This is a genomic window from Bartonella sp. CR84HXZ (assembly GCF_042194535.1).
Classification (GTDB): domain Bacteria; phylum Pseudomonadota; class Alphaproteobacteria; order Rhizobiales; family Rhizobiaceae; genus Bartonella; species Bartonella grahamii.
Genome location: NZ_JBHIMY010000018.1, coordinates 1 through 15,326 on the forward strand (window position 1 = coordinate 1; position 15,326 = coordinate 15,326).

At 39.2% G+C, this 15,326-nt stretch carries 6 protein-coding genes and 1 tRNA gene; 2 read left to right on the plus strand and 5 right to left on the minus strand.

What is annotated here, in order from left to right; translation table 11 throughout:
- Nucleotides 1-132: 132 nt before the first annotated feature.
- The 5 genes from ACFIKD_RS07650 to ACFIKD_RS07670 all read right to left on the minus strand — a co-directional run bounded on the left by ACFIKD_RS07650 (nucleotide 133) and on the right by ACFIKD_RS07670 (nucleotide 3,977).
- Nucleotides 133-206, minus strand: a tRNA-Gln gene (locus tag ACFIKD_RS07650).
- Between the two features lie 63 nt (nucleotides 207-269).
- Nucleotides 270-1,028 (minus strand): ABC transporter ATP-binding protein, encoded by a 759-nt coding sequence (locus ACFIKD_RS07655; RefSeq protein ID WP_375636423.1) that lies wholly within the window; start codon nucleotides 1,026-1,028, stop codon nucleotides 270-272.
- Nucleotides 1,025-1,975, minus strand: coding sequence for an iron chelate uptake ABC transporter family permease subunit (locus ACFIKD_RS07660; RefSeq protein ID WP_375636425.1), 951 nt, complete (start codon nucleotides 1,973-1,975; stop codon nucleotides 1,025-1,027). The genes ACFIKD_RS07655 and ACFIKD_RS07660 overlap by 4 nt, the downstream gene beginning before the upstream one ends.
- The gene (locus ACFIKD_RS07665) at nucleotides 1,968-2,924 is read right to left on the minus strand and encodes an ABC transporter permease (RefSeq protein ID WP_375644975.1); all 957 of its coding nucleotides are present in this window, start codon (nucleotides 2,922-2,924) and stop codon (nucleotides 1,968-1,970) included. The genes ACFIKD_RS07660 and ACFIKD_RS07665 overlap by 8 nt, the downstream gene beginning before the upstream one ends.
- A 102-nt stretch (nucleotides 2,925-3,026) precedes the next feature.
- A complete protein-coding gene (locus ACFIKD_RS07670; RefSeq protein ID WP_375647649.1) occupies nucleotides 3,027-3,977 on the minus strand; it encodes a siderophore ABC transporter substrate-binding protein in 951 nt (316 codons plus the stop codon).
- Between the two features lie 197 nt (nucleotides 3,978-4,174).
- On the opposite strand from ACFIKD_RS07670, the gene ACFIKD_RS07675 reads away from it, so the two are divergent.
- Both ACFIKD_RS07675 and ACFIKD_RS07680 read left to right on the plus strand, forming a co-directional pair.
- Nucleotides 4,175-10,801, plus strand: a complete 6,627-nt coding sequence (locus ACFIKD_RS07675) for an autotransporter outer membrane beta-barrel domain-containing protein (protein WP_375647650.1) — start codon at nucleotides 4,175-4,177, stop codon at nucleotides 10,799-10,801.
- Nucleotides 10,802-11,475: 674 nt separating this feature from the next.
- Nucleotides 11,476-14,586, plus strand: a complete 3,111-nt coding sequence (locus tag ACFIKD_RS07680; RefSeq protein WP_375647652.1) for an autotransporter outer membrane beta-barrel domain-containing protein — start codon at nucleotides 11,476-11,478, stop codon at nucleotides 14,584-14,586.
- The last annotated feature ends 740 nt before the right edge of the window (nucleotides 14,587-15,326 follow it).

Sequence of the window (15,326 nt, forward strand, 5' to 3'; positions counted from 1 at the left end):
TTTAAATGATCTTTGAAAGGTCTTTGAAGATCCTTTGAGAACCACTTTAAAACTCTTTGAGAAAAAATAAATTGGTATAAAACCTAGTGGTAAAATATACAAAACCCGCTGGCAAGCTACATACAGCGACACTGGCTGGGGAACTTGGATTCGAACCAAGATTGACGGAGTCAGAGTCCGCTGTTCTACCATTAAACTATTCCCCAATAAGCCAATTTTATCATCTCTAGCAGATTCTACAGTGTAGGCAAGCGCAAAAAATCTTTAGATTATCGATAATAAAGAGCGATAGGAATGTCATTGATTGTTTTGATTTGAATATCAACATCATAAATGTCTTTAAGAATTTCTGGTTGCATAATTTCTTTGGGAGTTCCACAATAGGCTGCTTTTCCATTTTTCAGTGCAACAATCATATCTGAATAAGATGAGGCAAAATTAATATCATGCATAACAATAAGAATGGTTTTTTTCAGTTCATCAGCTGTGCGGCGTAACTGCTTCATCATAGAAACGGCATGTTTCATATCCAGATTGTTTAATGGTTCATCTAAGAGAAGATAATCAGTATCTTGGCAGATAACCATGGCTATAAAAGCGCGTTGACGCTGACCGCCAGAAAGCTCATCTAAAAAACGGTCTTTTAAATCTTGTAAGCCGAGATAGCGTAGCGAACTGTCGATAAATTGTTTATCTTCATGTGTATACCAGCCTTTTGAATAAGGATAGCGTCCGAAACTTACTAAATCGTACACGGTTAAACGGAAGGATAAAGGATTATCTTGACGCAGAATTGAGAGTTTTTGAGCCAAAATATCGTGGGGCATTTTATCAATATCAAAGCCATCGATATGAATTGTACCATTATGGTATGACAAAAGACGTCTTATCAGCATTAAAAGAGTTGATTTTCCCGAACCATTTGGCCCAATGAGAGAAATAATCCCCCCTTTGGGAAGATGAAGGCATAAATTATCGATAATCAATCGTGCTCCGTAAGCCTTGGAAAGATGATTGATCTCAATCATTTTAGTTTTCCCTTCATCAGTAACATTAAGAAAACAATACCCCCACAAAATTCAATGATAAAACTTAAACGTCCTGCCATGTGAAAAATTTGTTCTAAAATAAATTGTCCTCCCACCAAACAAATAATCGCTAATAATATTGCAATCGGCACAACAACACAGTGTTTTGCTTGAGGAGAAAGTTCATAGGCAAGGTTGGCAACTAACAGTCCAAAAAAGGTGACGGGGCCTACTAATGCGGTAGAAATGGATACGAGAATGGAAACAAAAATAAGGACAGCTGTCGCACTTTTGTGGTAATTAACGCCAAGATTGAGGGCATTTTCACGTCCCAAAGCTAAAATATCAAGAAGATGACGGGAATGCCATCCAATCAGACTCACAATGAAGACAATGATTGTGGCAAAGCTTATTAATGGTGTATTGAATTTATTAAAATTTGCAAACATAATATCGGTTAAATTCATCATTTGGTCTGGATTTAGTTGCAATTGCATAAACATCCGTAAACTGAAAAAAAATCCGCCTAAAACAACACCGATTAAAAGCGTCAAATGAAGCCCTTTTAGGCTTCCTGAAAAGAGCCAGCGAAAAAGGCTTATTGAAAAAAGAATAAGAATGAGGGCTTCGAGAATGAGTTGTCCTTCTTCATTTAAAAAGGGCAAAGAAAGAGAGCCTACAAAATATATCAGAACAGTCTTTATTAAAATATAAAGCTGATCAAATCCCATAATTGAAGGGGTAAGAAGACGGTTATTAACGATTGTTTGAAATAAAACCGTAGAAACGCTTATTGCATAGGCAATAAGAAGCAGAGAGGAAAGTTTTGTAAGACGAAATGTCCATGTATAAACATTGATATTCCACGTCATGTAAAGACTAATGACAGTACATGCTATGATGATAAGTGTTGTTAGTACACATATTGTTTTTTTTCTTCTATCCAAGACGCTTTCTCCAGCGTAAAAGCAGTATCATAAAAATAAAACTACCGATTACACCCATCATAGTGCTGATGGGAATTTCAAGAGAGGGATGAATTATTCGTCCTACAAGATCACAAATCAAGACCAATCCTGCACCGCTGATGGCTACCCAAGGAGCAGTACGGCGCATATTATCGCCCATGAAATTTGACACAAGGTTGGGCACAATGAGTCCAACAAAAGGAATACGGCCAATGGTACAGACAACAACAGCAGTGATTGAGGCGACAATAAAAAGACCAAAAAACATGACAGCACGATAATTCAATCCAAGGTTATTGGTTAAATCTTCTCCCAAACTTGCAACTGTAAAGCGATCAGCAGTGAAATAGGCGAGAATACAAAGGGGAAGGGATAGCCATAAGAGTTCATATTTTCCTTCAAGAACCATTGAAAAACTGCCAAATAAGTAAGCTTGAAGAGAGGGAAGTAACATTTCATAATCTGCAATGGCATTGGTTAAAGAGCCAATAATATAGCTTAGCATAATCCCTGTAAGGGGTACAATGAGAGCAGATTTTAGAGGAATGCGGCGCAATAAAAATATAAAAAGTAAAGTGCCTGTCATGGCAAAAAGTGTCGCAACGACCATTTTTCCTAAAACAGAAATATCGGGCAGAAAAATCATAATAAAAAGAATGCCAAGCGAAGCAGATTCAACAGTTCCAGCGGTTGATGGCTCGACAAAGCGATTGCGTGTCAATAGTTGCATAATCATACCTGAAAGTGCAAGTGATGCACCTACTAAAAGGATTGCAATGGTACGAGGAAGACGTGTTTGCCAAAAAATAAGCCACGCATGGGGATCTGCTGCGAAAAGGTCAGAAGGCGTGACATCAGAATAACCAACAAAAATGCTGAGGATGGACAGGAGAATGAGAAGTGTTATGGTTATCCAGTAATTCTTCACGTTAAATCATTTTCTAACAAAACCTAAAAAAGCAAAGACTGCTTAATAAACAATCTCTGCTTTTAAATTTTATTTATATAGCAAGCAAGCTCTTTTGTACGCTTATTTGCTCTTTGTAAAGGCTTCATTGATCTGCTTAGCGGTTTCAATAAGTCCCGTTAAACCACCACTTGCACGATACCAGCTCCAAGAGTCCAAATAAATAATTTGATTTTGTTTGCTTGCTGTTGTGCGGTGAACAAGCTCATTGTTAAGCAATTGTGCTGCAGATTGCCCTTCACGTCCAATTGCGGCATCCCGATCAATCACCAACAACCAATCAGGATTTGTCTCAAGAATAAATTCAGGAGAAATGAGCTGTCCATGTTTTTGTACAGTGAGTTTATCGGTTGCTGGGGCAATTCCAAAAGCGGAATGCAAAATATCAAAACGTGATTTTGGTCCTAAGGCACTGATTTTTCCACCAGAGGTCATGAGTACAAGACCATGGCCTTTTCCTTTAGTATTTTTACGAACTTCAGCTAAAGTTTCATTGAGTTTTGCAATTTCTGCTGCAGCTTCTTTTTCTTTGCCAAAAATTTTGCCAAGGATAGACACATTCCGTTCAATATCTGCAAGAGAGTTTTCATTTCCTACAGTTAGATCAATTGTTGGAGCGATTTTGGATAAATCGTTATATTTTGCTTGAGTTCTGGAGGAAATGATAATCAAATCAGGTTGAAGAGTGGCAATTTTTTCATAATCGGGTTCAAAAAGGGTACCAATTTTTTCATATTTTGCATCATCAAATTGTTGCAGATAGGATGGTTTTTTTCCTTCAGGAATACCGATAACCGCTTTGATACCAAGGCGATTCATATTATCAAGAGAGGCAATATCAAACACAATAACCTTTTGCGGAGAAGCGGGAACAGGAGTCGTGCCTGAAACATGATTAATTGTTACATTTGTTTGAGTACTCGTATTTGCAATACTCGTCTGTGTCCATAAAGCTGTTGCAAAGCTGGTTGCAACCAGTAAAACAGAAGTCATCCGTTTCATATATTTTATCATCGTAATTTTATCCTTTTATTTAATATTATAAGGGTTTGCGCACTTAAAAACTTAACTTTGGTATTTTTATGCACAAAATGAAGCGTAAATAAATAACACTATGTTGTAAAGTTGACTAACATATGTTACAAATTGTTCACTTACCTCATTTTCACTTAATTCTAGTGTTTTTGCAACATATTTAGAAAGTTTAACATATGACCAATGTATTTAAAAAGCGTACAAGTCTGTACGCACTGACAACAAGTGCTCTCTTCTTTTTACAAAGTGTAGATGCTTCTATGGGGGCTAGTTGGTTTCCCATATCACTTCCAAAACTACCTTCTTCACTTTCATCTCTGATACCATCTTTCGGAGGTTTATCACCATCTCCTGAGCCTAAAGAAGAATTGCCCGCGCCTCCTGCACCACGAGTCGCTGACCCAGGCGCTGGCGTTCCTGGTGCTGGTGGTGCTGGTGGACTTGGCGGTGCTGGTGGACTTGGTGGTGCTGGCGGACTTGGCGGTGCTGGCGGACTTGGTGGTGCTGGCGGTGCTGGTGGTGCTGGCGGTGCTGGTGGACTTGGTGGTGCTGGCGGACTTGGCGGTGCTGGCGGACTTGGTGGTGCTGGCGGTGCTGGTGGTGCTGGCGGTGCTGGTGGTGCTGGTGGTGCTGGCGTTGGCGGTGTCCCTGGCGGTGTTGGTGTTGGCGGTGTCCCTGGCGGTGTTGGTGTTGGCGGTGTCCCTGGCGGTGTTGGCGTCGGCGGTGTCCCTGGCGGTGTTGGCGTTGGTGGTGTCCCTGGCGGTGTTGGCGTTGGCGGTGTTCCTGGTGGTGTTGGCGTTGGCGGTGTTCCTGGCGGCGTTGGCGTTGGTGGTGTTCCTGGCGGCGTTGGCGGTGTTGGTGCTCCTGGTGCTGTCCCCGGTGCTCCTGCTCCTGGTGCTGTCCCCGGTGCTCCTGCTCCTGGTGTTGTACAAGGTGCTCCTGTTGCAAGTCCATGTTCTGATGGGAGTTTCTTGTCCCTTAACTCTGTGCTCTGTTCTGATGGGGGGATGCATATACTAAAGAACAGCAGTATTGGTGTGTTGAAGTTTGGTGATAACGCTATGCATGTAGCAGGACAGGTTACTCAGAGTAAGAAGTATAGAGAGCTGGAGTTGTATGAATATTACGCGGGTCAGAGAGGTGAATATGTCGAGTATTCAATTAGAGGTACAACTGTTGAGTTAGAGAAAGTGTCTATTAGGGGGGCAGATTTGCCAAAAGGTGGTTTGATTTTAGATGCTAATGAATACAATGATCCTAATGGTAATCCTAATAATTTAAATGACGATCTTGATCAAAAATTGGGGGCTGGGGTACTAGCAACGCTTAGTTCAACAGTTAAGCTGAAAAATTCACATATTAAGGAATTTATAGTTGGGGTTGATGCTCAAAACGAGGCAAGGATTCATATGAAGGGTGGAGGAATCTATTATGCTGGGATAGGAGCTTTTGCTGATTTTCAGTCGTTTATTTCTCTAAATGGAGTGGGTTTGTACGCTGTTGGGATTGGTTTGTACAGTACTGGTAGGTCTGGAATAATGATGCAATCTGGGTCAATTAATCTTGATAAAGGTGGGGTGGGAGTTGTATCGGGATATAAAGGGATTGTAAAACTAGATGGGGTTGATATTAACCTTAAAAAAGGGATGAGCGGGCGAGAGAGTTCTGATTCTAAAGATTCTTCAAATCTTATTTTCTTATCAAATGGAGGTCTTATTTCTTTTAATAAAGGGAACGTTAAGGCCTCTGATGCAGTTGCTCTTTGGGTTACTTCTGATGCTAATGAGCTTTTACTTGCTCCATTAGATGATCGTGCTTTTGCGATTGGTGTTTTGCAGGATCGTTTTGATATTGGTGGTAATCATAATGATAATGGTGATTCTCTTTATACAAAGGATGAAATGCTTGAGATGAATGCACTTTATGATGCGTATCACGCTCCCGCTGGTGCTCTTGAGAATGCTCATTCTACTCTATATTGGACTGTAGGTAGTACCAATGCCTTGAAATATATAGGAAATATTACGGGCGATGGGGAGAATAATAGTCCTTTTAAGATTAAAGCTAATATTCAAGGATCAAATATTCAAATAACGGGAACAGATTCTTATGGCATATATTTTAATACCGTATCTGCAGAAGATGAAGAAGAATTAGATGAAGCAGAAAACATAAGAAAGAGCGACAATCGTCATAAGGCACAGATGGTTGCTTTAGAAGAAACTACTCTTAAAATTCCAGAAGGTATAGCTATTTATGGTGGTGATTTAAATGGTGCTGTCATTTTAGGAAAGAATACGGTTCTTTCGGGTGATCTATTTTTAAAAGTTGAATCTCATTCTCATCTATTGGTGCACGCTTATAAATCTTCGATTATAGGTGCAGCTCGTGTTGATGAGAATGCAAATGCTGAGCTTTATTTGTCTCATTCAGGATTGTATTTAACAAAAAGTGTTCATCATAAACAATTGGGGCAAGGTACAAATCATATAGATTCAAACCTTCCGTTTGTAAGTCTTTCAAATAGTAGTATTGTATTTTTGCCTCCAAGAAGTGCAGATGAAGGTTATCAAACACTGCGTCTAGGTAGAGGGTTGGATGCTCGTGGAGATTCTAGGCTTTATGTCAATGTGGATTTTGTTTCTGGTGATTCAGGTAACGTTAAGCTTGTGTCTGATAAGCTTTTGGTTTACGGCGATGTTACTGGAAAAACGAAGGTGTATGTAAATGATAATTCTGTCATCACCACTTTAAATAAAAACCTAAAAGATGGAGAGAAAATTCAGCGTCAAGCTGTGCAAAATCAAGGTGAACGGGAGCAAAAGACGAAAAAACCTGCCGCTCTTCAGATTATTGAAGTTTATGGAGATGCAGAAAAAGATTCTTTTGAACTTGCTGATGAATATGTCACATTGCAGGGATCTCCTTATCAATATATTCTTAAGGCGTCTGGTCCAATAACATTTTCCAGTAATTCAGAAGAATTGGAAGATGATCCTGATACACTGTGGACTTTCAGCTTAGAAAGTAAGTTAGAAAATGGTGAGGGGCGGCGAAATATAGCTGCTAGTATAGCTCATGGACCTCGTAATAGTATTAAGCCTGTTGTTTTTGATGTTTCGTCATCTGAATTTGATGTTTCGTCATCTGAGGGTGAAGGCACTGTATCTGGGGGCAATGGTTCTTCAGCACTTGATCAAGTTACTGCCTCTGTTTTGCCTAGCAATCCTGAAATACTTGGGAGATCTGATGTAGAAGAGCCTGATGTGGATTCAGTTGATGCATCTGTTGGAAATCTTATTCCAACTTTTGAAGTTTCAGGACATACTCCATCTGCTTCACAAAGTGTTTTGGCAACTGAGGAAACTGTTGATGAAAGTGTAGATACTTCTCTTCTTGGTAATTCAAGTGCGGAATCTGATGATGTAGGGTATGATATAGTAGACGAAGAAGGTAATAGTACAGAGGGTAATAGTGCAGCGGTTGTATTAATTCCGTCTCAGGCTGTTACATCTTCTGCTCCTCAAGCTTCTACGCTGGAGAGTTCTGTACTTGGAAGGTCTGACACAGGCAATTCTGATGTGAAATTAGATTCTTTGACTGGAACTTCTCCAGTTTCTGAAACTGAAGAACGGACTTCATCTTCTGCTCCTCAAGCTTCTACGCTGGAGAGTTCTGTACTTGGAAGGTCTGATACAGGCAATTCTGATGTGAAATTAGATTCTTTGACTGGAACTTTTCTAGTTTCTGAAACTGAAGAACGGACTTCATCTTCTGCTCCTCAATCTTCTTCGTTGGAAAATGTCAAGACTGAAGTGCCTGCTGCTTCTAGAAAAGCCGAAAAGCCTAAGGTTTCTTCTACCCTAGTTAATTCTACTAAATCTAAGCAAAAGAAGCCTACATCTAAGGAGAAGGAAGGTAAACCTGTAGCGCGTGTTCTACTTTATAATAAAGGAACTGATACGCTTAGATCTGAATTGCAAGAGCCTGTGGTTGTGTATACTGTTGCATCAGCCAATGGTATAAAGCAGGAAGGTGTTTCTTCTCAGTGTAGTAATACGGGGGAAAATGGTACGGAAAGATTGCAAGGTGCTTATTTTTGTAGTGATGGTCGATCACATACAATGACAAATCTTACACTGAAGGCAAATGAGAAAACTCAGCATTCTATGCATGCAAAGAGTAATACAGTTGTTAAATTAGAGGGTACTACTATTAGTGGTACGGATTCTTCTGATAGTGAAAATAATGTTGATTTTACTGCAATACAGGCGGTGAGTGCTGTACTTGCAGAAGAAAAAGCAGAGATTGTTTTGGATAATAAATCAACAATTACATCTTCTGTGATTGGGCTTGAAGCGCAAAGTGGCGGAAAGGTTAAGATGACTGGAGGGACAGTTGATGCGCTTTATGTGGGTGCTTTGGCTGGTTCTGGATCATCTATTAATTTAAAGGATACAAAAATTAACGTGACGGGGGATGTTGCAGCTGGTCTGGCAAGTCAAGGCGGTAAGATAACCATGGATTCTGGGGCTATTACTTTGGCAAAGGGAGTAGCAGTGTTGTCAGAATCTGGGGGGAGCGTAGAGTTAGACAAAGTTAGCATTAATGTGAAAAAAGCGACAGGGAAGTTAGATTCCATAGAGAACTTAGAGCGTGCAGCTTTTCTGTTGAGTGATAATGCTTCCATTGATTTTAAGAATGGAAATGTTGTTACTGATTCTCGTGCTTTGTGGATTATGAACTCTGGTGATAATGTGGTTGAGGCCGGTTCTTCTAGGAGAAGGAGATCTTCTGAGGTTCGTCCTACTATGAATCGCGCAAATATCGAGTCTTCTACTGTTAAAGTAGAAGGTGATGGAACCTATGGTATATATTTTGATGGAGTAACACAGAAAGAAGAGAGTCAACAAAATCGAAGTAAGGATTTAGCAACTGAGGAAGCAGTTGTTGTTAAGTGGAGTGCTGTATCCAAACAGGAGAAAACACCTATAGGCATAACAGGAACAGTTTCGTTGAAGAAAACTGATTTTGAAGTTGCAAAGGGTATAGCTATCTATGGTAATAATTCTGGTGGTCATGTTTCATTAGAAAATAAAACAACTCTTGCTGGTGACTTATTATTAAAAGCCGAGAATGATTCTAATATATCAGTTACGGTTGATAGCTCTATTGTTACAGGCGATGTTCGCGTTGATAAAAGTTCTTATGCAAAATTAGACTTGGCTAATAGTTCACAGTGGGTTCTAAAAAGAAGTGCGCAGAAGAATTTGGGTACTCTAGATTCAGGATGTGTGGATTCATGCGTTTCTTCTGTGAGACTTGTAAATAGTGCTATTGATTTTAGATCTTCCGAATCTGAAGGGAAATATCAGACTCTCCATATTGGAAATGGGAACGGCACAGTTTATGAGGCACAGGGTGATGCTGTAATTCATTTCAATGCACGTTTGAATCCCCATGATCCGAGTGATCAACAAGTCACTGATCGACTTGTCGTTCATGGTGATGTTTCTGGAAAAACAAAAATACATGTACGAGGTGATGCGGGCAATGTAGGAGTTGTTAAAGCGAATGGAAAGATTGCTCATAGTGTTTCAGTTATTCAGGTCTATGGTCAAGCGAAGAAAGACTCTTTCCAACTCGATGGCAATTATGTTGCACTGAGCAACTCACCTTACAAATACACTCTTCGTGCTTATGCTCCAAAAGCGACTTCGAAACAGGAGCATGTTCAGCAGAAGTTTGTTAAGGATGGTGGAGAGTTTTGGAACTTCCGTCTAGAAAATCAGTATGTTAAGTCTATGGGATCTGCTGCCCTTCCTGAACAATTTGTAAGGTCTGTTGTTCCACAGGTTTCAACTTATCTCAGCTTGCCTAATAGCGTATTCCACGCTGGTTTGATGGATATTAGCAATCAAAATAAGCAATTGGAGACGTTGCGGATGACTTCTACAGGAATGGTAGACGTTCGTGAAAATCCTGCTTTATATTTACGCGGCTATGGTGGAAGTTATCGTTATGCTTCAGATCTGTCCGCACTTGAATATGGTTATGACGGCGATCTTAGTTATAATGGTGTAGAGGCAGGTGTTCTGCTGCAAACTATTGAAAATTCTGATAGCGCTATATCCTTTGGTGTTATGGGAACTTATGGAAAACTTTCTCTGCAGCCTTTGAATGTTGAGCAAAGTCAGAAGAGTGCATTTGATAAATGGACTGCTACAGTATATGGTAGCATGCAGCATAATGTTGGCTTCTATGTTGATGGTCTTTTATCCTATGGGCTGTTCAAAGGTGATGTTCTCACCCTTGCACGGGGTAAGACAGCAACATTGAAAGGTAATCCTTTAAGTGTTTCCTTATCTGGTGGTCAGACAATTGCTACAGGATATAAGGGTTTTGTCTTTGATCCGCAGGTTCAGGTTGTGTATCAACATCTCCAGTTTAATAAAGTCCGTGATATCGACAATTTTGATATTGAAATGGGTAACCTTGATCAGTGGGTGGCACGTGTTGGTGGACGCTTAACCAAGACTCCTACAGGCTCTGAAGGCGTGAATGCTGTTGCTTTCTATGGTAAGCTTTATCTTGCTCATGGTTTTGAAGGAAAACAGTCTGTGCATTTCAATGATGCTTTCAAGTTAGGGGCTTTTGGTTCTTCATTAGAGGCTGGGTTAGGCTTTAATGCCAAATTGTTGCCACAGTTCTCTCTGCATGCTGATGTTCTCTATCAACATAAGCTTAATAAGGCTGGTTTTTCTGGAACAAGTTTTTCTGGAGGAATACGTTATCAGTTTTAATATAAGGTACAGTATGTACTTTTTAGAAAAGGCAGCACAATGTGCTGCCTTTTTTCTTTGTAACAACTTGTATTGCTCTTAAAAGCTTTTCATCTTCTTGATTGAGCAAAAAAGACATAGTTTGTTTTATGCATGAGGCGCTTTTCTACGCTAAAGCGAATTTTCTTAAAGTTTATGCTGCTACTGATGCGATAGAGTGCCTCGCTTTTATCGGCTTTTTAAGCGTTCAGCAGTCCAGTATGCGTTAGGTTATCCTTTTTGGTACTGTATTGATATTATCTAATATAATATTTGATGTTTTCTAAAACTCGTTTTTGAGAGTTTGTTTTCCACTGATTTAAATCATTGTTTTATTTATCTCCTTGTGGATTAATTTTTAAAGTTCACAAGGTTTAGTTGTTTTTTTAATTAATTGCACGCACTGATTTTATTTTTTCTTTACACGAAATACAGAATGCATTATACACCTATAAAGTGTGATTGTTAATTATTCTCTTATAGGTAGTTTTAGCGTAGAGCTTCTGCCAAATCTATTGGGGTAATTCATTGCACAGTTCAGATGAGCATGAGGCATGTTCTTTTTGTTACACTTTTCGTGTTTTGAGGTGTGCAATGGGATGTTTTGCAGGTGCTTTTATTTTTAATGAGAGGGGAAGAAAAGTTTCGAGGGAACTATGATTAAAGTTTTTAGAAATCATCTATGTTTGTGTGCTTGTACAACAGCTATCCTCTCTTTGTTCCAAAATGGAAGAGAAGTTTATGCGGCTACAGAGGAGAAGGATAGTAAACCTTATGTTATAAAGGTTATCCCAGTTGTCTCTGCTAATTCTTCTCCTCATCTTAGCGGGAGTAATAAGCATAAGCTTCCTCTTAGTGGAGAGAATGGGGATAATTATTATCCTCCTATTGGCAATAACGATGAGGGTATTCGTGGGGGGAGCGATTATCGTAAGCTGAGTGGAGAGATTGGAGAGATTGGAGAGAATGGGCATAAGAATAATGTAGATAATACGGTTAAAAATGAGGACTCTGATGGAAGAGGTTTGAATCCTGGGTTTTATTACTATAATGGGTTGTATTATATATGCGATAATTGCGGGGAGTCTAAAATTGATAATAAATCTTATAGGATTACAAATAAGAACGTTTCCAACTATCCTGATGATCCTACTGCTATAACGGTGAAAGGAATAGGCACAAGGATTAGTGGGGAGGATGTAACGGTTCGTAGTCAAGTTGCTGATAAAACTTTTCTAGTGGGTGTGCATGTATTAGAGAGCGGTAAGATTGTTTTGGAAGATCCGATTATCAAAAATACAGTTATAGCCCTTCGTGCGAGTGATGGCGTGATTGAGGTAAAAAATGGAAAGATTAAGGAAAGTCATGAGGGTGTTGATGCAGCAGAGAACTCGTTTGTTCTTTTAGAAGATACAGAAATTAAGACCGCTAATGGGAATGCGAGTCTTTTAAGTTATGATCATTCAGAAATTTGGATGTCAGGTGGATCAGTTGATTTTATGAACAGCCATGGGGTTTCTTCGACGTTAGGTGGAAAAGTAAATCTCGAGAATGTTGAAATTACTGGGAAGGCGGACAAAGGCAAGGATCATGCGGTTGTGCATATGGATTCAGGGGCAGCTGTTAATTTAGAGGGTACGACTATTCGTGCTATGGATGTCCATGGCATATTATTAGAAAATACAGTCAATTCTATTCCTCTGCAGGAAGTTAAAGATTTATCAAATGAAGATTCTGATTCAAAGATTCCTGTGACTGAAGTTAATATGAAATCCTCTTCTGTTACTGTAAAGGGTAAGGGATCTTATGGTATCTACTTGCGGGGAGAGAAGCCATGGAGTGAAGGTGGGGATAAAAAAGAAGAAATTTCATCAGAGGAAGAAAAAGCTTTACCACGATTAGAAGTTGTTAATTTGGATAAAACAGAGTTTTCTGTTTTAGACGATGCGGCTCTTTATGGTAGAAACATTATTTCTGGTGCGGTGGGGTTGGTGCACAGCACTCTTCGTTCAGGGAATTTTTTATTAAAAGCTGAGGAAGGTGCTTCTATAACAGTTTTGGCTGATGCTTCTACTCTTGAAGGTCGCACACATGTTGATAAAAATTCTAATGCCGAACTTTATTTGGGAGGCCGTTCTAAATGGATTTTACAACAACCGTTGAAAAAAGATCAACATGAGGCTGCCCATGATTCTTCTATTTCACTCGTTAGTCTTATGGGTGAGAGCTCTATTAATTTTAAAAGACATGAATCTTCTTCTGCTGATGATTATCAAACCCTTCGTATTGGAAAGGGAAAGGGTGAAGTTTATAGAGCACGGGACGGTGCCTCTATTTCCCTTAATACATACTTGAATAGTGGTGGTGCTCTTGATCATCAAAAGACTGACCGTGTTTTAATTCATGGTGATGTTTCGGGAAAAACAAAGCTCCAGGTGCATGGAGTTTCAGGAAGTCCAGGAGGATACACGGGAAAGGGAGGAAATGATGAAGGTATTTCAGTCATTCAGGTTTCTGGACAAGCAGAGCAAGATTCTTTTCAGTTGGAAGGTGGTTATGTAGCATTAGATAAATTACCTTATCAGTATAAGCTTTATAGTTATGGTCCAGGGTCTCATTTAGGAAAAGCAAACATGGATCAAAGATTAGTTGAAGGGAACGGAGAATTTTGGGATTTTCGCCTTGAAAGTAGATCTATAGATTCTGATGTTAAACCTAAACCAGATCCTGCTCCGAAGCCTTTTCCTGACCCAATTCCAGGACCAGAACCTTCTCCGGAGCCTCATCCTAAGCCGGGAGTTAAGGCTGTTGTTCCGCAGGTTCCGACTTATCTCCTTTTGCCTAATGCCTTACGCCATATTGGTTTGATGAATGTGAGCAATCAAAATAAGCGATTAGAAGCTTTACGAATTTCTTCTGGGGGCTTATTAGAAAGTCGTGAAAATCCTTTCTTTTTTGTGAGCGGTTATGGCGGCAATCATCGTTATACTTCAAATCTTTCCGCGCTTGAATATGGTTATGGCGGCGAGCTTGATTATAATGCCATAGAGGCAGGCGTTTTGCTGAAAGCAATCGAAAATATGTATGGTTCCACTTCTTTTGGAATTATCGGGGCTTACGAGAGATTCTCTTTGCAACCTTTGAATGTTGAGCAGAGTCAAAAAAGTACATTTGATAAATGGTCAGTTACAGCATACGGTGGTATGCAGCATGATGCGGGTTTTTACGTTGATGGTCTTGTGTCTTACGGTTTGTTTAAAGGTGATGTTCTAACAACTGCACGTGGCAAGACGGCAACATTAAAGGGAAATCCTTTAAGTGCTTCATTGACTGCTGGTAAAACGTTTATGGTGGGGGAGAACGGTTTCGTTTTTGATCCGCAAGTTCAAGTTGTTTATCAATACCTTCAATTTAATAAAGTGCCTGATGTGGATGGCTTTGATATTGAGCTGGGAAAGCTTCATCAGTGGATAGGGCGTGTTGGAGGGCGTTTAACAAAGAGGCTGCTCGCAACTGATAAGGCTCAAGTTGTTTCTTTCTATGGCAAGCTTCATCTTGCTCACGGTTTTGAAGGAAAACAATTTGTGCATTTTAAAGATGCTTTTCAGCTAGGCTCTTTTGGTTCTTCGTTAGAAACTGGATTAGGTTTTAATGCCCAATTGTCTCAAAACTTTGCGCTTTACGGCGATTTGGTTTATCAGCACAAGCTAACGAAAGCTGGTTTTTCTGGAACTAGTTTCTCTGGTGGTTTGCGTTATCATTTCTAGAGTTGTTGCTGTTTCTGTTTAATCTTTGAAAAAGCCACAAGTTATACTTGTGGCTTTTTCTCATTCTCTATTCATTTTGTGTTATGGTATTTTTACGAGAGTGTGACTTCGCATATTTTTGATATGCTTTTGGGTTGGACTTCTTTCATTTTTTTGAAAAGTTTGAAGAGTTTGTACGTTATGGTTTCAAAACGCGTATTTCAGAGTGATTATTATATTATTTATTATATGCCGATTGATAAAGATATTTTTTAATTCAGGATGCTGAAATATTTTTAATGCTCTTATGATGAACCTATAAAAAGCATTCCGTTGCATATTATGTAAGATTGGCAAGTGGATAATCGTCTAAGAAAGGAGTCAATATAATTTTGAAAATTACCTTAGGAGGAGAAAATTTACAATATTAGAAATTGGCAAAGGAAAAGAAGATACTCAAGCGCAATGAGGGCTATATCTGATGAACTTTATATTATATCCGCTGTTGTTGTGAAATGGGGATGGAAAAAATGAGAGTTATCTGAGAAAACTGATGAATGAGAAATATAATGACATATTGTTTTTGGAAAATGTGTTTTCTTTAAATGCATAAATAAAAAGATAAAGTCATGTGTCATCTTCACTTTTTAAAATATGGCTCTGAATGTTTTTGAATATTGTCAAGTTGAATTAAAAGGAGATAGTAAAAATAGGAACTGATTTTTAAACGTTCCTACTTTTTATTAGGCTATCTTACCATG